The sequence below is a fragment of the Methylobacterium persicinum genome (genome assembly GCF_022179525.1).
GTDB lineage: Bacteria > Pseudomonadota > Alphaproteobacteria > Rhizobiales > Beijerinckiaceae > Methylobacterium > Methylobacterium persicinum.
Genome location: NZ_BPQX01000078.1, coordinates 1 through 20452, shown reverse-complemented (window position 1 = coordinate 20452; position 20452 = coordinate 1). Strand labels below are relative to the sequence as shown.

Annotated in this window: 11 protein-coding genes and 1 pseudogene; 1 reads left to right on the top strand and 11 read right to left on the bottom strand. The window is 67.2% G+C overall.

The window, feature by feature from the left end:
• Positions 1 to 58 precede the first annotated feature (58 nt).
• Positions 59 to 2869, bottom strand: coding sequence for a patatin-like phospholipase domain-containing protein (locus tag MFF22_RS24275; RefSeq protein ID WP_238253323.1), 2811 nt, complete (start codon positions 2867 to 2869; stop codon positions 59 to 61).
• A 537-nt stretch (positions 2870 to 3406) separates the two neighbouring features.
• On the opposite strand from MFF22_RS24275, the gene MFF22_RS24270 reads away from it, so the two are divergent.
• Positions 3407 to 4759 carry a peptidoglycan-binding protein gene (locus tag MFF22_RS24270; protein ID WP_238253322.1) on the top strand — a complete coding sequence of 451 codons (1353 nt, stop codon included), beginning with the start codon at positions 3407 to 3409 and terminating at the stop codon, positions 4757 to 4759.
• A 306-nt stretch (positions 4760 to 5065) separates the two neighbouring features.
• Here the strand turns inward: MFF22_RS24270 and MFF22_RS24265 are convergent, their stop codons facing one another.
• The 10 genes and pseudogenes from MFF22_RS24265 to MFF22_RS24220 form a co-directional block, all read right to left on the bottom strand.
• The gene (locus MFF22_RS24265; RefSeq protein ID WP_238253321.1) at positions 5066 to 5650 is read right to left on the bottom strand and encodes a tetratricopeptide repeat protein; all 585 of its coding nucleotides are present in this window, start codon (positions 5648 to 5650) and stop codon (positions 5066 to 5068) included.
• A gap of 42 nt (positions 5651 to 5692) precedes the next feature.
• Positions 5693 to 7129 carry a hypothetical protein gene (locus MFF22_RS24260; protein ID WP_238253320.1) on the bottom strand — a complete coding sequence of 479 codons (1437 nt, stop codon included), beginning with the start codon at positions 7127 to 7129 and terminating at the stop codon, positions 5693 to 5695.
• A gap of 389 nt (positions 7130 to 7518) precedes the next feature.
• Entirely contained in the window at positions 7519 to 8517 is a 999-nt protein-coding gene (locus MFF22_RS24255) for a hypothetical protein (RefSeq protein ID WP_238253318.1), read from the bottom strand.
• 29 nt (positions 8518 to 8546) lie between these two features.
• Positions 8547 to 11153 (bottom strand): virulence factor SrfC family protein, encoded by a 2607-nt coding sequence (locus MFF22_RS24250; protein WP_238253317.1) that lies wholly within the window; start codon positions 11151 to 11153, stop codon positions 8547 to 8549.
• Positions 11154 to 11161: 8 nt separating this feature from the next.
• Positions 11162 to 14281, bottom strand: a complete 3120-nt coding sequence (locus MFF22_RS24245; protein ID WP_238253316.1) for a virulence factor SrfB — start codon at positions 14279 to 14281, stop codon at positions 11162 to 11164.
• Positions 14282 to 14337: 56 nt separating this feature from the next.
• On the bottom strand, positions 14338 to 15699 hold the full coding sequence (locus MFF22_RS24240; RefSeq protein ID WP_238253315.1) for a DUF2135 domain-containing protein: 1362 nt from the start codon (positions 15697 to 15699) through the stop codon (positions 14338 to 14340).
• A gap of 11 nt (positions 15700 to 15710) precedes the next feature.
• On the bottom strand, positions 15711 to 17426 hold the full coding sequence (locus MFF22_RS24235; protein WP_238253314.1) for a trypsin-like peptidase domain-containing protein: 1716 nt from the start codon (positions 17424 to 17426) through the stop codon (positions 15711 to 15713).
• Positions 17427 to 17459: 33 nt separating this feature from the next.
• Positions 17460 to 18119, bottom strand: coding sequence for a tetratricopeptide repeat protein (locus MFF22_RS24230; RefSeq protein WP_238253313.1), 660 nt, complete (start codon positions 18117 to 18119; stop codon positions 17460 to 17462).
• Between the two features lie 226 nt (positions 18120 to 18345).
• A complete protein-coding gene (locus tag MFF22_RS24225) occupies positions 18346 to 19512 on the bottom strand; it encodes a S1 family peptidase (protein WP_238253312.1) in 1167 nt (388 codons plus the stop codon).
• A 695-nt stretch (positions 19513 to 20207) separates the two neighbouring features.
• Positions 20208 to 20452: pseudogene (locus tag MFF22_RS24220) on the bottom strand (hypothetical protein); the annotation flags it as partial.

The window sequence follows — 20452 nt, the reverse complement described above, 5'->3', positions numbered from 1 at the left end:
TCCGGATCGATGCACGAGCCCCGGTCGCGGTGCGGTCGCCGCGCTGCACCACCGGCCGTCAGGTGCAGCCATGGCGGCCGACTTCACGGTCGAGATAGGTGGTCCATTCCGAGAGCGTCGAGAGCTGCGAGCCGAACATGCGGCTGACCTGGTGGAAGCCGAGGGCGCGGTAACTCTCGAACTGGCTTTCGGAAAACCACTGGTTGGCGGTGCTCTCGTGCGGGAACGCGGCGCTGGTCGCCCCGTAGGCGCGGACTTCGGCGGGAATATCGTCGAGGAAGCTCGGCTTGATGTAGATCAGCTGGGCCGGGTCGCGGGCGCCAGGATAGACGATGGTGCCCCGCGCATAGCCGAGCGCACCGGCCCGCTTTCCGTCACGCTCGATCACCGCCCGCGGGAAGATGCGGATGTCCCCCATCTGGATCTTCGCGAGCCCGTCGACCTCCGCCTTTCGGATCACGTTGCCGAGGTCGAAGAACGTGCACTTTTCGTCCTGCCCGGCATCGATGACCACGATGCGGGCGCACCGTCTCCGCAGCATCTCGTACAGGCCGAGGTTGTCGAAATGGCCGCCATCCGAACAGTAGATCGCCTGCCGCACATCGGTGCTGCGACCGCCGAGCTCGCTCAGCAACGCCAGCACGGAGTTGCGAGGTTTGGCCAGCCTGAGGTCGTCCCGCCGCGCCACGGCGGGATTGGGTAGCCACGCGCCGAGCCGGACGTTGAACAACGTCATCAGGAACGCGATCAACGGCGAGGAATGGTACCCCCAGTTCGGGCTCACCGCCGCGCCCGAGATCGTCAGAAGGCCGCCGAGCAGCGGCCCCTTGCCGGCACTCACCCTGTCGCTGGCGGTTTCCATGCAGGCGTAGTCCGTCGTCCGGATGTAGGCCCCGCGGGGGCCGTCCGTCCGCGGCGTGTCGCCCAGCATATCCGTGCGATCGAGGGTCGCGGAACCGCAGGTGAACGGGGTCGCCGTGAACGAGGCGGCCTTTCGCTCCGCCCATTCGGTCCGCAGGATGTCCGTGAGGTTCAGGGTCATGTTGACGACGGGCAACAATCGCCGCTCCGTCCCGAGTTCGGCGATCCGCGGGCTGTCGTCCTCATCGAAGTCCGTGAAGGGATCGGCGTCGCGGTGCGTCCGTGCGGATCCCAGGAAACCGCGCGTCAGGCGATTCCGGTAGACCCCGTGCATCGAGAAGCGATTGACGTTCACGCGGCCGAACAGCCGGACGGCGCCGGCAAGGATCGCCGCCACCGCGACACAGAGGATCAGGATCATCCCATAGGGGTTGATCCCGCAGATATCGGCCGGATCCGAGCGGTCGTACACGGCCCGGGGCAGCAGGCAGTGACCCCACCAATCGTAGGCAGAGCCGAGGAAGCGCCCCAGGCACCAGCCCAGGAGCGCGAAGAGGCTGATCCCGAAGACGGCCGCCATCACGCTCAAGCCGATCATCAGGATGTTGTCCATCCGCCCTTTCGCAGCCAGCGCTTGTGTGCGGGCGAACACCTGTTTGCCCAGGAAGGCCGCGGCCGGGCCGGTGACCAACGCGCTGAAGGCGCTGAACAGGGCCGGAAGCTTCGGTTCTTCCCTGCCGAGCGCGACCGATGGCACGATCAGGCAACACAGGCACAGGGCCGTCCAGCCCGCCGCGGCGAGGAGCAACTGCCCATCGATCCGCGCCACCCACTCCCGATCGAGATCGGCCCGCTCCGCGCTCTTGCGGAAGCCGATGAAGACCACGCTCTGCAGGAGGTGAACGACGATCAGGATCGGCGGGGCCAGCACGGTCAAAGCCTGCGAGACCTGGGCGTCTGCAGCATTGAAGGCTGTGACGTCGTCGCCAACCGCCCACGTGATGGTCCACACGGTGCCGATGACGATGATAATGGCCGAGACGAAACTGCTGCCGAGCCACGCGCCCATGTTCCGCTCGTAGAGCCATTGGCCGGGGTGTCCCTTCGCCTTCTGCCAGACCATCCCGCACAGATAGCCGACGGCCAGCACCACGAAATACCAGAAGCCGAGGCTGCAGAGATTCACAGTCGGGACCGGGAGCCCGTGCTCGAAAAGCGCGCGGACGGTGAACGGCAAGGCCAGGCTCCACAGGCAGGTCGGTGCGAGGATCCCGCCCGCGATGAAGGGGGGCGAGGCGTAGGTTGTGACCCCGGCCACCCGAGGCCGGTGGCTCGGCAGCATGCGGCAGGCGTTGAAGGTTGCGACGAGGAGCGCGGCGCTGCCCACCACCAGGGGAAGCCATAAGGTGCTCCGGCTCGCCGCCTCGAGGGCGGTCCGGTAGGTGATCAACACCAACGGAATGAACAGCAGCAGCGGAAAGATGATGAGCCAGTTGAGGATCGTGTTCCTCACGTAAAGGATGACACCGGCCCAGGTGTCCCGGGACAGCAGCCCGACCTCTGGTGTGAGGTAGTTCGTATACCGCCTCAGCTTCGCGAAAACCTCTTTGCCTGATCCGCGGAGGCGTGATTCGGCTTCGGCGAGGCTGCCGCACTCCCGGATGAATGTTTGGAGCCAGCCGCCGGCGAAGCCACCGCCGGACACCGTCGACAGGTAATGGAATTCGCCGAGCATGTGCCGGGCTGCCAGAGCCTGTACAGCGCCGAGGCAGAAGGTGGCGCTGCGGATTCCACCGCCGGAGAGGCAGAGCGCAGACAGCTGGGCTTCGTCCGCCCGCGCCTGCCGGGATTTCATGTCGCCGGGCGGACGCACACCGCAGAAGTGATCGAGCTCCTCCTGAAGCATCTGTTCCGTGTTCAAGACCCAGGCCGCATCGCGCGTCGTCAAGGCCGGCAATCCGGAGATCGATGCCTCTGCGCTGCCCGTCGTTGCGAGATTCGCGTCCATCGTCCCTCCGACCCCGCGCAGCCGACTCGTCTTGTCCCGCAATCAATTGGAAAAGCTCGATCCGAGCTGGATTCGATCGAGCTTAAAATCCACTTTGTAATCATCGCTCGATATACCGTAATATACATTAGTGTTTCTGCCGCCGCAATGTAAGATGTAGAAACTTATCAAAACATATGTGACAGACAGAATGAGCTAATTACGCTCAGATCGCCCAAACCATCATATCCAATGTCGGCACAATATCGACCAAATCGATCTATCCGCCATCATTCATTTGAGGGATGCGCCGGGCTTCGCAGTTGAATAGTGGATCCATAGAGCCAGCCAGCCGCTATCCGCGCGCGGCCAAGCTCTGGCCAAGCTCTGGCCAAGACCATGATGCGCGTCACGGAGGGCCCCCCCCTCTCTGTCGGACGCAGCATCCAACTCCGCGGGACACCGTGATCGGCAGCCGATGTGCGTCCGATGGTGTCCCGCCCATCGCCTCGCTCGCAATCGGCCTCGTGGCCTCACCGCACTGCGTGGAGCACCGACATGGCGTCGTTCAAGGATTACCGGGACGATTACGAGCGGGTCTGGAGATCGCTGCAGATCCGGCCGGAGAAGGCGGAAGGGGTGCGCAAGCTGGCGCAGCGGCTTGCCGCCGGGAAGGTGCGCTACCAGGAAATCGAGACGCGCACTGGCGTGCCCTGGTGGTTCATCGGCCTCTGCCACTATCGGGAATCGTCGTTCAACTTCGATACCTACCTCGGCAACGGCCAGCCGCTCGACCGGCGGACAACCATCGTTCCGAAGGGCCGTGGCCCGTTCATGGGCCCGAATGCCTTTGCGGACGGGGCCGTCGACGCCTTGCGCCTCGAAGGCTTCATCGGCGCGAGTGACTGGAGCGCCGCCCGGGTCCTTTACCGGCTCGAGGGCTTCAACGGCTATGGCTATCACGCCAAGGGTGTGAATTCCCCCTACCTGTGGGGTGGCTCGACCGCCTATGGGCCGCCCGACGCGCGCGGCGGTAAATTCGTGCGCGACCATGTCTTCGATCCGAACGTGATCGACAACCAGCTCGGCACCGCCGTCATCCTGAAGGCACTCCTCGACCTGGACCCCAGCGTTCTGATCGCAGCTCCGCATGCCGCCGACATCGATCCGGCGCGGCAACCGGACGACGAGGTCGCCGAGAGCACAAGGTGGATCCAGCAGGCCCTCAACCGCCTCGGCGCGACGCCCCGCCTCGTCGAGGACGGGCGAAACGGTCGTCGGACGATGGCCGCCGTCGCACGGTTCCAGGCGGAGCACGGCCTCGATGACACCGGCATTGCGGATGCTCGCACCATCGCCGCGATCCAGGAAGCCGTGCGCCCGCCGCCGGCGCCGGCGGGCGCCGAGGTGCTGGCGCGCATCGACGCGCTGGAGCGGCACATGGCCGAAACCGCCTCCGCGACGTCGCAACCGGTTCCAGGGCAGCCGGTCATCCTGAGGTCCAGCCCTGTCGCGCCGTCCGCCGACCCCGTGGCGCGGGTCGACGAACTGCTCCAGGCCCTGCGCCGGCAGATCGATGGAGCGCGGATCGCAGCGGGGCCACCGGCGCCCGGGACGGTGCCGAACCCGGTTCCCGATGTGCCCCTCGGGCAGGTCAACGGCGCGCTGGGACAGACGATCGGTCGATTGCTCGACGGCAAGAAGTCCGCCATCGGCATCATCGGGGCCGTGGCGACGCAGATCCTGGCACAAGTGCCACCGACGACCGGCCTTGGCCAAGTCATCGCACAGCTGACCCCGGCCTTCGGTCTGAGCCCCTACACGATGCCGATATTCCTCGGCCTCTCGGCCTGGGGTGTGCTCGGCAAGCTCGAGAAGTGGGCTGACGCTACGGCCAAACCGGCTTCGTGATCGCCCAGATCCGGGGGGGCCGGGAAGACCGTATGATGTGAATCACTCCTCAGGGCGACAGGTAGCGGCGGATCCTTAGGAGCTAAGCTTCATTACATCGATTGAATTGGCTGTTTCGGGCGCTCAGTTTGCGCGAAAGCAGGCTGACGCCAACGTTATGCTTTGTCCCAGCCCAGACATTCGGATCATTCGAAGATATTTCAAAAAGCAGACAGGCGCGAAATTAGACTTCTGCATTCAAATCAAATTTTCAAAGCAATTCATCCTCGTTACGATCAGATTGTTGCATCGCCGGGCCTCCCCCCGTCAATTGCATCCGGGAGCCCCGCAGAGCGAGTTGGCAGCGCTGGACCCCATTTGCGACGGTGTTGCCGCACGGAGCGTGGCGAGCGCTGATCGCGCTTCTTCGTTGTCCGGCTTCAGGCGCAAAACGTCCTCGTAATCGCGGATAGCTGCGGCCGTATTTCCGAGAGACAGATAAGCCTTGGCCCGATTGAGCAACGTATTGAAAAAGTTTGGCCGCATCGCGATGGCCCTATTGAACTCATTGATAGCTGCGGATGGATTATTCAGGCCGGCGTAGGCGATGCCTCGATTATGATAGCTATAGGGGTATTGCGCATCGGCCGAGATGGCTGAATTGCAGTCCATCAACGCCTCGGCAAACGCATTCCGGTCATTGTTGGCCCAGCAACGGCCGTCGAGTGCGATGGCCCGCTGCCGGGGGGTTCGGGCCTCCTGCAGCAGGCGGCTGCATCCCCCCAAGCGTAAATCGGGACTGCCGGTTCGGCAATCCTGGGCAGCATCCGCGAGAGCGTCCGTGCAGAGGATCAGTGCTGCCGGCAGAGAGCCGCAAAGAGCGAGGGCGAGCACCCGGACGATCGCACGCATCTCAAGCCCCATTCTCCCGGCCTCTCGTTGCAGTCCAAAAATTCAGCCGCAGCGGTTGTTGAAGATGTCCCGGCCCGGCAGCTGCATCGAGTTCATCATCCGAATTAGCTCAGCCCGGTACATATCACTGAATTCCGCCGGGAAGCGGCCGCCGACATTGACGATCGTACTCCTATCATCGCGCCGGATCGTCGCGAAATCGTAGAAGCTTCGGTCATCGAAAGTGCCCGGCGAGATGGCCGTCCCCCGGCCTTCGAGCACGTAGCCAGTACGGACTGGCGAAGACGTCACTTCCTGTGCGCGGGAGATCTGGTTCCGCCTTGGACGGATCTGCTCAGCGATGAATTGCTGCGCGCTGCCGCAGCGTTCGTTGGGGCTGACCTGCACATACATGACGACTTGCTCGCCATGCTGCCGCGAATGCCAGATCGTCGTGTAGGTCTGCTTTTGCGGATCGTACTGATCGTTGGCAAGCCGGGAGATATCGAGAAGATCGGTCGAGTAGTTCAGGGTCCAGCCGGAGGCGCTGCCGACCGTCGTGCGCTGTTGCAACTCCCGTTGACGCCGCGCTTCCTCCGCTTGGCGCTGCTCGTCCGCCTCCCGCTGGCGGCGGGCTTCAGCCCATTGCCGATCCATCTCCTCCTGCCGCCGCCGGGCGTCCTCCTGCCGTCGGCGCGCCTCGTCCTCCTGCTGCCGCCGCGCCTCGTCCTGACGGTCCCGCGTGCGGCCGCATTCGAGGGCGAACGTTTCCACGAGGGATCGGAACCGCCCCGCCGGGTAGGCCGTGGTGTAGCTCGCCGTGCTTGTCGGATCGTCGCAAGACGCAATTGCCCGCTGATAGGCCCGCTGCTCTCGCCCGGCCTGGAGCCTGTCCTGAAATGGCCTCGCGAAGGGATAGGTCGCGGTACCCGCCTCACAGGCCTTGATCGCCGGTTCGAGATTCACGCCGCGCAGGCTGACCGGCTCCGCATTGGGATCGATCTTGTTGCAGTCGCTGCGCAGCCCACCGAAGAAACCTTGCGGGATGAAGGCGAACGATGTCGTCAGCGCACCACTCGCGCGGGGCTCCAGGTCACTGCCGGCAAGACCCCGCTTCAAGGTCTCGAAAGACTGCAGGAAGGTTTCGCCCTCCTGCGCCATCGCCGTGAGCATCGGATCGCGCAGCGAGGCGCGCCCGGCGAGCGGCGCGGGGGATGCCGTGCGCCGGGCGGCCCGTTCTCCGCCGATGAGGCTCGCGCCCGAGTTGCCCACCGCGGCATCGAAATCACAGCGAGCGCCGGAAGCCGCCTGACACTCATCGATGACTGCCACGAGATCGCGCGGCCTGCGCTGGGCGATGCGACGCATCACGTCGCTGAGCCGGACGCCCTCGCTGTCGAGCATGGTCGGCCGCTGACCGATATCGGATGGAGCGTCCTGCGGGATCAGATGGATGTCGTCCACGCCGCCGACGGTCGGACCGAGGACGAAGACGGCCACCTGCGCCTCCTCCGGCAAGCGTCCGGCCGCTTCGCGGAGGCCGCGCTCCAGCTGAGGACGGTCCGCGGGACCGAAGGTCCAGACATCGAAACCGATGTCCCTCAGACGCTTGCGATAGGCCTCCTCGTCGGCATGGGCCGTGGCCGCGCGGCCTCCGGCGGAGGCCGGCTGTGGAACGACGAGCAGGGCGATGCGCTGCCCCGTCGCCGCACTGCTTCGGGCGGCGGCAGATTGGATCGCCAAGCCCGGCGAGGCGGCCTGCCCCTCCATGGCACCCAGGACAACGAAGGCCGCAGCCGCGCAGACGAGGCGGGCGCGCGCCATCATGGCCAATGAGGGCGACGGTGTGAGAGATGATCTGGCGGACATGGGAGCGGGCACGGGGTTCGTCATGAACGGCAGATCGCCCGCAGGCGGTCGTTGGCGGCGTTGGCGTCGCAAAGGCCACGGAGCGCGTCGGTGTGGCGAGGTGAGCGGTTGCGCCAGAGGGCGTAGTAGTAGGCGGCACGGACGAGGTCGGGCCGGGCCGCCTCGCGGTAGGTCGCCTCGGCGTTTCCGGGGTCGTAAAAGCGGGCGAGCTGCCATGCCGCATCGGCATTGGTGACGGGATCCGCCTCTTCGAAGGCGCGGAAGGCGGCGCCTCCCTGCCGGGACGACAGGGCCGTCTCGCCGAGCGCGATGAATGCGCCGGGCGTCGCCCGCTCCTGGACAAGCTGCGAGAAACGTTGGTGAAGTTCGGCGGCCGTCAGGCGCGGAGGTTCCGGCTCCGCGGGCGGGGGGGCCGGGGGAGCCGGGGCGTCGTTCCGGGCGATGACGATCCAGGGCGCATCGCCGTAGAGGATGAACGCGCCGGCCCCGATCGCGAGACACGCGAGCAGGAGAAGCGCGAGAAGGGGCAGGCCCCGGCGCTTGCCCTGCGGCGGCGGTTCGGACGGTGGCACGTCCGGGGCGGCGACGTCCTCCGAAGGGCCCGCATCCACCCTCCCGGTGGCGGCATCGCCCGCGCCTTTCCCATCGATGTGGGGCGGGGTCGCGGGCGTGTTCGGCAGGCCGGCGAGAATGCCGGGGCCGGCCGGGGCGGGAGAGATGTAGGGCCACGACACAATGCCGAAGGAGGTGCCGTCCTGCGCGACGATCTCGATCGGGACCAGTTCCTCGATGCGGTCGACGACGGCGGGGCCGAAGCGGGCCACTGCTCCACCGTCCCGCTCCGTCACGGCAAGCGGTGCCAGCCACGCCACCTCCGGTTGCCAGCCTTCGGCGCCGAGATGGCGCGGCTCGGTGTCCTGACGGCGGAAGGACAGCAGCGGGGAGCGGAGCGGACGCCCGAGCTCGATGAACGCGTAGCCGCCGCTCTCGTCCTCATCCTCGGTGATGCGGATGGTCATGTCAGACGTTTCCGTGGGGTCCGGCCGGTTCAGGCGGCCCGTGCTTGGAGACCAGCGAGGATCGCGCCGATCCGTGCGTTCTGCGCGAGGTCGATCGTGACGCCGGAGGCGCTTTTCGCGTTGTCTTCCACCACCCGGTAGAAGCCGTGGAACCAGTCCGTCGCGTAGGTGTGCGCGAAGGGGGCGGGTGCCTGCGTGATGCTGCGGGCGTCGAAGGCGATCGCACGGGGAGCGAAAGCGAGCCTGTCTCCCGCCTCATCCAGGATGGGCGGTCGTTCGCCGGCCGGGGGGACGAGGGTGAAGCCCAGGCTCCCGGCCAGCCGGTTGAGACGGGTCGCCGCGATCAGGGCGAGCTTGACCGTCGATTGCTCGGCCCGCTCGATGGTCGCCAGGGCGCGCAGATCGGCCGCGATCGCCCCTTCGATGTCGGCCCTTCGGGCGAGGGCGATCAACTCGCCGACGACGACCTCCATGACCGTCAGCGAAACGCCGTAGCGACGGGCGAAGCCTTCGTCCTCGATCGTGCGCCGCAGGAAGCCGATCCAGGCCGCGACGGCAGCCCGTGCCAGGGCGCGCTCCCGGTCGGTGCCGGCCGTCGGCGCTTCGCTTCTGCCTCCCGGCATGCCGCCGGGGCGAGGAATGGCGCCGGGGCGGGCGATCCGCGGCGCGGCAGCCGGAACCGCGTTCGCCGGGGCAGCGCTCTCGGCGCCATGCAAGGAAACGGTGAGGGCCCCGACATCGACGGTGAGGGATCGCAACAGGGAGCCGAGTTGCCCCGCCGCGACGACCGCATCGAGCGCGTCGAAGACCTGCCCGGCGGCCTCCCGCCGTTCCGCGAGCCGGGTCTCGATGTCGAGGGCGACATGGAAGCGGGCCAGACGCTCCCGTAATTCCGCCCGAAGCGCATCGAGGCGGGCGGCGATCTGCTGCGCCTTCAGGGCGGGCCGGCAGACCCGTGACAGGTTCTCGACGAGGTAGCTGACGCCGCCGTCGTTGAGACGCAGCGCCTCATCGAAAGCCCGGCTAGGCTCGGCGAAATGGGCAGCCGCCTCCGGCAGCGCAGCGAACCCATCCCTCAGTTCGGCGATCCGATCCTGCTTTTCGGGCAGGAACGCGACCTCGCGGCGACCGTCGTAGCGGATCACCGACTCGGCCGGGTAGTTCGGGTTGCGGAACCAATACGTGTTGCGGAACGGCGTGCCCGGCGTCCATTGCCGGGGCCACGTATGAGCCTTTCCGAAGAAGCCCAGAAGCGACGCCTCGAGCCGGTTGCGGAAGCGGAGCCCCGCGTCCTGGCCCGCATCACCCGCCTTGTCGATGAAATGGCTGTCGAACCACGTCAGGACGAGGAAGAGCAGGTTCGGGAGGGAGGCGCGGGCCTCCGGTGTGGAGCCATGCGTCAGCGCGATCCAGCGGTCCACGAGGTCCGGCAGCGTCACCACCTCCTGGTTCGAGGGGCGGACGCACAGCATCATCGCCGTCAATTCCTGCTCGGCCACGTAGCGATCGAACAGGTAGGCCACCTTGCCGCGCAGGAAGGTTTCCTTGAGGGCGTCCGGGTGAGCGGTCAGGAAGTGGGACAGGTCGACCTTCTGGCGGCTGCGGGCACCGGGAAAATCGAGGAGGTCCGCCTCTTTCAGGAAGGCGCGGGGCTCGTCCGCGATCTCGATGCGCAGCTCGGCGGTGATCGCGGCGACGGCCGCGCGCGGCAGGGTGACGATCGCGCCGTTCGCCCCGTGGACGGTGAGTGTGTCCCCCCCGGCGGCAGCGCCGAGGCCCGACAGGGTCGCCACGTCGAGGATGCTGCCCTCGCGGGGCACGAGCGCGCTCAGCGGCGCGAAGATCTCCTCCGGATGCCCCAATCGTTCGAGCGCGTCGGCGAGTTGGCGGTAGAGGACGCCGAAGGCGGCATGGCCGCCCCAGAGCGGCGCGAACAGCTGCGCGCGCCGTTCGAGATCGAGACCGCCCGCGAGGCTGCGCGCCTCGTCCCAATAGCGGGCGAACACCTCGAGGGGGCGTGTGCCGCGCGCCTGCTCACGGACATAGTCCTGGAGGTCGTCGATCTCGACATCGCCGATCCGCGAGACGCCCGGGCGGGCTTGCGCCTTCAACGCCGTGACGAGGGCGGTGATCGCGTCCGGCTCGGGCAGCGTCTCCTTGGCGGCGTCGCCGTCATGCAGGAAGGTGTTGGCAAGGATCTTCACGAGATCGATCTCGCTCAGGACACGCAGGCGTACCGGCGCGCCGGGCGGGGTCCCTCCGGCGGTCGCGGCGGTGAAGCGCGTCACCAACCCCGTCGCCTCCTTCTCGCCGATCGGGTTGATCTCGGCCAGGAAGTCCACCGGGTCGTGGCCGTGGAAGCGCGCGCGCAGGGCCCCGTCCTCCGGGCGCGCCAGAACCTCAACCAGATAGGACTTGCCCGCTTGGCTCGGCCCGAACACGCCGGCGCACATCGGCCGTCCCGCCGCACGGGCGAGGCGTTCGGCCCTGTGGGCGGCCTTGCGGACATACCGGACGAGGTCCGCGCGCTCGCGCCCGACGGTGGCGGCGTTCGCCTCGTCGCCGAGCCAGCGTTCGGCCTCCTCGGCGAGGCAGCCCGTTGCCCTGCAATCCTGTGCCAGATTTTCGATTGACATGGGCATTCTCAATCCAGGGCGAGGATACCGGTATCCAACCAGTATCCATGCTCCGAGCTTAAAGTATCGAGCACAAGCTCGATTTTGCGCGCAACATCGAGACCGTCCGCGTCGTAGGCGTCGGAGATCTTGAATTCTTCCTTCATCGATTCCGAGCGCAGGAGAGCGTCGGCCCCTTCATCATCGGGACGACCGTCGCCGCAGCGTTCGAGCGTGATCTCGAGCGGGAGCTTCATGCGTGCCGCTTCTTCTCCGGCACGCAGCCTCAAACGATAGAGGGGCGTCGCGATCCAGCGCTCGACCGGCAATTGCCGGTAGCCCAGGCGCATCGGCGCGTAATAGCGCAGCTTGGCATCCATCTCCGGCCCTTTGGCGGGCCCCTTCCGCCCCGACACGGGGGCATCGAGATCGATGTCGCGGAAGCAGAGGCCCGCGTCGCGCAATTGGCCGCTGAGCTCCAGTTCGCCGATGTAGCGGGCGGTGGAGCGCAGAGCGAGACGATGCGTGAACAGGGTGAAGTTGGTGAGCTGGCCCTCGGCCAGCGCACACAGCATGCCGCCCACCGCCGTCGTCGTCTTGGGATCACCGATGCGGCGATTGTCCCGCTCGCGGAACGGGTACCACGTCCCGGCCTGATACTCGTGCAGTGGCACGATGCGGTCGGGCGAGACGGAGAGCTTGTCGACGAGGAGATCGACGAACGCCTGGAGCCTCGACGGCCGGCCGGACAGCAACACGACATCGACGTCGAGGGCGTGAACGGCTTCACACAAATTGTCGAGGACGAGATCGAGGGTCGACACCACGCAGTCCGCGACCACGTCGGCGCGGCTTTCGAAGAGACAATCGGTCAGGGAGAAGTCGGTCGCGCCGCCGGCCCTGGCAGGCACTTCCAGGAAATCGAGCAAGCGTTGCTGCGGCAATGCCCGGCGAACGATCCGGCCGCCACGCTCGGGGAAGAACTCCTCGAAGGGCCGCGCGACGATCTCGGCCCCGGCTTCGACGTCGCCGAGGATCCGCAGGCCGATCGGCTCCAGCACGCGGGATACGAACTGGCGGCGCAGGTGCTTTTCCTGCTCCGCCATGTTGGCCCGGTCGCCGCCGAAGCATTCGAGCAGGAGGGCGTGCGGGTCGGGATGCCCGGCGGCCCGGAGGGCAGCCTCGAGGGTGGGCAAGACGAGGCGTTCGATCACCCGCTTCAGGATGTCATCGCCGGCGATCCGGAACCCCTCGCGGAAATTCTGGACGGGTTTGATCGCCCGATTACCCTCCGCATAGTAGGTCGTGATCATCAGGTCGGTGGTGCCGCCGCCGACATCGATGCTGGCGATGCGCACCGAGGGTTCGGGCTGCGCCGTGGGCGCAGGCGGAGCATCGGGGTCGGCGAAGGGCCTCGGGCGGCCGACGAGGCGCAGGAACCCCTCCACCGCGCCGCCGAGCTTCTGGGTGATCTCGCCGTAAAGGTAGACGAACTGCACGCAGCTCGCCTCGTCCCACGCGACGTGGACCTCCGGCTGGGTCAATCCGGGAGGCGGGTTGTCGGCCCACCCCATCAGTTGCCAGATCAGCTTGACCGCTCCCTCCGCGCGGGAACGGAGCAGGCGCTGTTCCTGCACCGGCATCGCGGGCGGTAGCGTCAGGATGATGCGCCGCAGCTTACGCGGGGCGTCCTTGGTGCGCCGCCGCTCCCGAACCCCGGCGTTGTTGATGGTCGAGAGGGCGTGGCAGACGATCTCCGCCACCATGAAGGTGAAGAAGGACGACCGCGAGAAGGTCAGGCGCGACGCACCGATCCGGTCGTCGGCCCCCACCCGGATCCCGTAGCGCTTCTTGTCGGCGTCGAGCTGCGCGATGACGTCGCCGCGGCTGTTCACGTATTGCCGGATCGTGCGGTCGATGAGCGGGCTCGTCCCGTCGGCACTGTAGTCGCGGTCGGGGAAGCGCCACTCCTGGTTCACGGGGCGCACATCGCAGAGGTAGCGCTTGGGGCTCGACAGGCCGCCGATCGCCTCCGTCCCTTGAGCGAGTTCGCGGAACCGGCTGGCCTCGGGCCCGACACGGACGGGGCTCGGCCAGAAGAACGCGCGCGGGCGCGCCGAAAGACGGGACAGGTGGTCCCGCCCGAACTTGGCGTGAGAGAGTTCGACGTGGCTTTCGAACGGCTCCGTGTAGATCTGCTCCGGCTCCGACAGATCGCGCAATTGCAGCACGAAGGAATTGTTGAGATCGACCCGGTCCTCGTTGGGATGGGACTCGATCAGGATCCCGCAGGTGCGGCTGTTGCCGATGTCGAGGATGAGGTCGACGGTGACGGGCCGGATCGCCGGCTGGGCGGTCACCGTATCGGTGAGCCTCAGGGTCCGGGGCCGGACGGCCATCTGCAGGTATTCGAGGAAGACCAGATAGCGGGCGTAATGCTCCAGCGCGTTCGGGAAATCCGTCTCGCGCAGGGGGCGGTCGGGGCGCTGCGCGGCCTTGAACTCGCGGAATTGCTCCAGAAGCCAGGACGGCACCCATTCCTGGAAGCCGGCGAGGCGCTTCGTCTCCTCATCCTCCCCGGCGGCGCCGAGGAACCAGCCGATGTCGCGGAAGCGGAAGGCGAAGCGGAATTCGTGCTCGTTGGCCGCGTCTTCCAGGCTGGGGGCCGTATAGGGCCGGTTGGTGCGCCGCTCCAGCAACTCGGTGTCGAAGGCGAAGATCACCCGGTGGCTGATCGGGCTATCGGGCGCCCTGTCGGCGACCTCGACGATGCGGACCCGCGCCCAGTTGGTCGGCCCGAGGTCGAGTTCCTCGCCGCCGTCGATCCCGGACTTGACCCGCAGCATCGGGACCGGCGTCCACTTCTCGAGAAAGACTTCGAGCGCCCCCCTCTCGCCGACCGCGTACTCCCGATCCTCGCCCTTCGCGCTCTCCACCGGGTCCGCGCCGGGGTCCTCTTCGTTCCAGGCGGGGAGCAGGCGATAGGTCCGCCGCCCGTCCGTTTGGGTCGCCCCCACGACCTCGCGTTCGATGAAGCGGCGGGACAGGCGCCCGACCGTATCGATGTGGAAGGCATATTCCACGAACTGCACGCCGCTGTGAGGCACGAGCCGGATCGTGGGGCCGAAGGTGACGGGTTCGACGTACATCGCTCGGGGCGTATCTCGTGTGACGTGTGCGGGAGGAGCGGCGGCGGCGCAGGCGATCAGGGCACGGCGGAGGTCCCGGCGGGCGCCTGTGCCGCGTCCGGCATCGGCAGATCGAAGGACATGACGGATTGCATCGTCCGCTCCGCGCCGATCTTGGCGTCCCGTTGCGCCACGATTTCGCCGTGCCGCGACAGGATCACTTGAAAGGGTACGTCCGTCCGCGTCTCACCGTGGCGCCGAAACAGTCCGACCTGGACCCCGTAGCGCCCTTCCGGCGCGGGGGCGCTGTCCCAGATCACATGCTCGACGGGACGGCTGGCGCCGGTCCCGCCATTCTCGTTCTGGTCGGCCACGAGGCGTCCGCCGCACGAGGCGCGGTGATCGAAGGTGATGCGCGAGCGATCGGGGCACACGACGTAGAGATCGAGATCGGCCGCGCCTTCCCAGGCCAGGGTGAGTTCGAGACCCTGGCCGCGTTCGATTCCGGTCAGCCGCCGTTCGAGATCGGGCGGGATCACCCGGGGGGGCTCGACGGCCGCCCGCCGCGGTGGGACCGGGCAGGCCGCGTCGCAGGTCAGCGCTCGGCGGGTCACAGCGAGTTCGGCTCCCCGCACCGCCTCGTCGGTCGTGCGGATCGCGGCGAGGATCGCGCCGCCATCCGGGTCGAGTTCGACGGACGGGACGGGGCAGTGTTGCGGCAGGACCGCCCGGATCCAGGACGGCCAGGTTTCATCGCCCAGGGCGCACGCGCGGAGCAGCCGGTCCGCGAGGACACCCGTCAGCAGGACGAACACCAGCCACAGGACGGGACCGAGCCAGCGCCGCCGTGTGTCGACCGGCCTCGGTTCGACCCAGACAGGGGCGGCCGCCGTGGTCGCCGTCGGACCGGAGACCGGCTCCGCCGACGGCCCTCCAGCGCTGGCCGATGCCGCACTGGCCGTGATGGCGGCCCCGCGCGCCACGACGGGCCCCTCCGATCCGGCCAGCCGATAGCCCCAGGCCACGAAGACCGGGTGGCCGTCGACGGACCACAGATGATTGGCATCGGGGACGACGAGCGCATCGCGCAGGAGCCGCGCGAGATCGCGGGACGCATCGCCTTCCCGCTCCAGGCCGTCGGCGAAAGCGGCGATCTCGGCTTCCAGCTTCGCCGCGCCGGCCCGCAAGGTGCCGGCGGCTTGCGGATCGAGCTCCGTCACCCGACGGACATCGCCCTCGAAGGCAGAAAACCACGCGAAGCCCGGCCGCCCGGTCCCGGCCACGGCGACCGGCACCGGTTCCGCGAAGAGCCCCGCATGGGCCGGGCTCAGACGGCGCGCGAGCAGATCGATCAGTTGCTCGTATTGCCGACCGAGCTTCGGGTTGACGGGCGTAAGCCCCTGGCGCGGTGTCTCGGTGAGCTTCGTGGTCGCGGACATCGTGCAACCCCTCAGCGAGCAGACGGCGGCACGGCGGGCGGCCGGGCGGGCGTACGCGGGGCGGCTTGCCCTGTCGGCGCAGCGGGCTCGACCGGCGCGGCGGCGGCCACGCGCGGCGACGCCTGGAGGTCGCAGGCCCGCGTATCGGGCGTGATGGCGATGCCGGCTTTCGTCAGGAAGGCCAGGAGCCCATCCGATCCGAGGGCGTATCGCGCCGTCACGGGCATCTGCTCATCGGTGCGGCCGAACGTGTTCACGCCAACCACGCGCCCGCAATAATCGACCAGGGGCCCGCCGCTGTTGCCGGGGGCGATCTCGGCCGAATGGAGAACGAGGGTGACCGCCTCGGCTTCGTAGCGCTGCAGATGGTTCACCACCCCGGACTGAAGCACGGGAACGAGATCGCGGCTGGCGCCGGCATCGCCTTCGCGAAGCCGTGCGAAGATCGGGTCCGTGCCGAGATGCAGCCCTGGAAAGCCCGAGGCCACCACCGGGGTCAGCGGCCTTCCGGGTGGCGCGACGGACAGAGCGCGTCCCCCCGACTGCGAGGGCAGGCGAAGCAGCGCAAAATCCGTCAGCGTTCCCTCGTCGCCGACCCGCACCAACGTCGCCGGGACGAGGCCCGCGTGGCGTCCGGCGATCAGGAGCGATGGAGCCCCCTCGACGACGTGGCGGTTGGTCACGACGAGATCGTCCGCCACGAAGAACCCGGAGCCGGTCGCGTTGCCGGCCAGAATGAGGACCGTGCCACGTTCGAGACGGTCGGTGAGACCATCGGCGGGTCGCGCACCCGGGTTTGCCTGCGCGGCCGGAGCCTCCAGGCCCGTCCGCGCCTGCGGCGGCGCGGCCGGATCGGTGGGCAGGCGCACGCTCGCCGGGCTTTGCGGGACGAGCGTCGGAAGCTCGGTTCGCAGGCGGGGGCAATCGAAGCGTTCCGACGCGACGAGCGCATCCCGCCGTCGGCGGAGGCCATCGAGCCATGCGGTTTGCAACGTCCTGGACTCGGCCGACACACTCTGTGGCAGCACCGGGAAAACCAGGACCCCTGGCACGAAGGACAGCGCGAGCAGAAGTCCCGCCACGGTGGTCGCGACGACGGGCGCGGTGACGACCCGACGCCGCGGCCATGCCGGCGAGCGGCGAAGCCGGCGCGATACGGGGGGATCGGCCGCGGGAAACGGCTCGACATGCGCCGCCCAATCGTCCCGGCTCGTCGGTGGCGACGGCATGGCGGCCGGAGCGAAGGCACCGAGCGTCGATGCGAAGTGACGTCCCCGGGCGCGGTCATCCGCAGCGAGCCCCTGCGGGAGCAACCCCCAATCCACGAGCAGGGGCGTGTCTCCGACCGCCAGCACGGCCAGCGGCGAAGCGAGGTTGAGACAAGCCGCCGCGAAGGCGCCCACCTCCCGATCCCGCAGGAGCGGCGTCAGGGCCGCGAGGGCGGAGCGGAGTCTCTGCGCGGCCGGTTCCGCGACGGCGGGATCGAGCTCGGCCAACGGTCGGATCGGGCCGTCGAGATGGGTGTACCAATCCACCCGCGCCGGCGCCGCACCGTTGCTGCGGGAGATGACGGGCTCGGCGAACAGATCCGCGACCGAGGCACCGCAACGCGTCAGCACCAACCGGCGCAGGCGCTCGTAGTCTTCGAGGATGATCCTGTCGTCGATCCGGATAGGATCGAGGCCCGCGAGCGTCCGGCTGGCGACGAAGCGCATCGAACCCGTCATGGCCGCACCTCGCCCCTGGCCCGGAGCCGAACGCTAATCACAGCGAGCCCCCGTGACGACGCCATTCAGTTCGAGGCGCACCAGCGCGTCACGGGCCTTCGTCGTCCCCCGCTCGGCCGCCTTGCCGTACCAGAGCTTGGCCGCCGCGATGTCCGGAGCCCCGCCGATCGCGTTGTCGAAGGCGGTCGCGTAACAGAACATCCCCTCCGGAATGCCCGCCTCGGCCGCCTCGCGGAACCACGACCGGGCTTTCGCATCGTTCTTCTCGAACCGGCGTCCCTGGCGGAACAGGATGCCGATATTGACCTTGGCCGCGCCGCTGCCGAGGTCGGACGCCCGACGATAGGCTTGGTAGGCGTCCTGGTTTGCCCCTTGACGATCGTATGCACGCCCGAGCTGGAAGTGGAGACGCCGCAGCTGCGGTGCCTCGGCAATGGCGGCTCGGCATGCCATGGCGGCTGGTACGGCGCGCAGATCGCGGAACTCGACTGCCCGCGACCGATCCGGCGCATCCGGATCCCAGGGGGCACTGGCTAAACCATCGCAGGTTTGTACGGATTCGAGGCTCACGCTGCGGTCCGATGCAAAGCAGTCTCCGCACAGCACAAGCAACATCAATACGACACGAGCGGCCGCCGGCTGATAGTATGCGAGAGTTATACTTTCTGATCTTCGCAACAGCACGGCCGACACTTCAAATGCCTTGTTTCATCCGTGATAAGCCGCCACCGTTAATGCATTTGCATCCTTAGGTTGGCTTCCCACAGCCTCGACGTGCATGCGACGCCGTTTGTTTCGATTGTGTTCGCAAGTGGCCGGGCCGCCACACCAGCGGAGATCAAATTCTTCGCCGGTATATCGGCGCGCGTGACAGCGGCTCGCGAAAGTTATCAGACTTTCGCGAGCGGTAACCTGAGATTTAATGGCAGGCGACCTGAACCGTAAACTCGCGGGCCTTCTCGGCGATGGCCGCGCCATCCAGGGGATCGACCATCCGCACGTTGATGGGGGCCTCGATCCCGTTCGCTTCCAAAAAGTTGAGCGCGATCGTCGACTTGATGGCGAAGTTCACGTTTTGCGGCACATCCCCTGAAGCGAACGCCACCTGCTTAGATTGCACGATGCCGATCACATTGCCGAACTGATCGAGGGCAGGACCACCACTATTGCCTTGCTGAACCGGAGCCGAGATCTGGATCTTGCGCGTGTCGTCGCCGGACCCGGCCGTCGCCGTGACACTGCCGATCGTGAAGTTTCCGGTCGAGGCCAAGACGCTGCTCTGCGGATAACCATAGATGAAGACGCTCTCGCCGAGCCGGGCGCGGATCGAGAGCGGTGGCACCACCTTCTGCGGAAAATCCGTCGTGAGCACCGCGAGATCGTTGGCGGCATCACGGGCCACGAGCCGCGCACGCATCGCCGTATGGCCGGGTTGCTGCACGGAGATTTCCGTGCACGCTTCCACCACATGGTTGTTCGTGAGCAGATGACCGCGCTCGGACACGTAAAAACCGGTCCCGGTGCTGGTCACGCCGGGATCGAGCTTCCGTGGCTTATCTAGGTTCGGCTCCGATTTTGCGGCCGCCGCCGTCACATCCTTCTGACAGCCGATGACGGCCTCGAACGCCTCGGTGGATCCCACCAAGGACAGTTCGGCAATCTGCCTGCCCTGAAAGATGACCTTGATGGTCCCGGCTTCGGAAAGATCCGCCACGAAGCGCTCTTTCAACCCAGACTGATACAGCCCATGCGCGTCGCCGCGCTCAAAACCCGTAAAGGTCCCATGCCACTTCTGGCGGCCGGCGATCATGCGGAGATCGTATTGACCGCCGGACTCGAGGGATTGCCACTTGGCGTTCGTGAAGGCGAGGTAAGACGAGTTGCGGTTGCCGTTGAAGCCGAACCACAGCGTCGTCCCATCCCCGTAGCTTGCCGCCGCGAGACAGCCGCCGAGGCTCTCGCTGTAACCGATCGACCACCCCGCGACTTTGCCGAACGTCCTGTCCACGGTCAGCTGAGGCGGCGCGGGGGATGCCAGTACAGGCTGGCCCATCAGGCCGATGCAGCCCGACACGACGAGGACCATCTTCGATCGGGACATGCGAGGCGCCTAGCTTGCGTCGAATTGGAGAACGGTCAGCGCGTCCGGTTGACCGTGGTCGTGGCGTTGCCGCGCGCGTTTGCGAAGGGATCGGCCGAGGCGTTGACGATTTGAGCGCCCGTCGGTCCAGCCGCCGGTTGCATGGGCCGACGCTCCGCTCTCACCACAGCCCGTCTCGGCACCCGGCGGACCTCACGGCGCGGCCTCGCGTAGACGACGACGGGACGATGCCGAGCTGCTTGCGCCGCCATGGAGCCGGCGATCATGCCGCCCAAGACGCCCCCGGCGAGTCCGCCGAGCATTGCGCCGGCGCTTTGTGCACGGGACGGCGAGGGCATCAGAGTGACGAGTGCCATTGCCCCCACGGCGCAGGCGGACGTTGTGAACCGGCCGAACATCACTGGACCCCTCCTGGCCGGAAGCAAACGGCCCCGACGCCGAACTAATGCTAAGCTTCGACAACTAAGCAGGGAAGGGGCAAGAATGCCGATTATTACATTTTTCAAATGATGTGAGCGATTGTCATTTGATATGGTTGATGACAGCCCCGGCCTCGCCCAGGAGAATTTTATCCGGGACACTGACCATGCATTTACCGATAAATCTATTCATTTTACGATCACAAATTGATCGTTCCAACAAGCATTAGGCAAAGTGCTGATAATGAAAGGCGCCATTTATCAAGAAAAATCGTTACCGTGATCATCGTAGACGAACGGGCGGTAGGCACAGGGACGCCAATTCGGCCGGCACCGGCCGTGAAAGCCATGGCGGAAGCACGGGCCGCGTCCGTCCCGGGCTTCCGCCGCGGGTGCTGCGAGCAGCACGCCTGCTGCCAGGGTGAGAGGTACGAGGAACTTGCGGATCATGACGCGCTCCATGGGCGTGCGGCGAGAGGCCGGACTGTCCGTCGTCAGGTGATTTG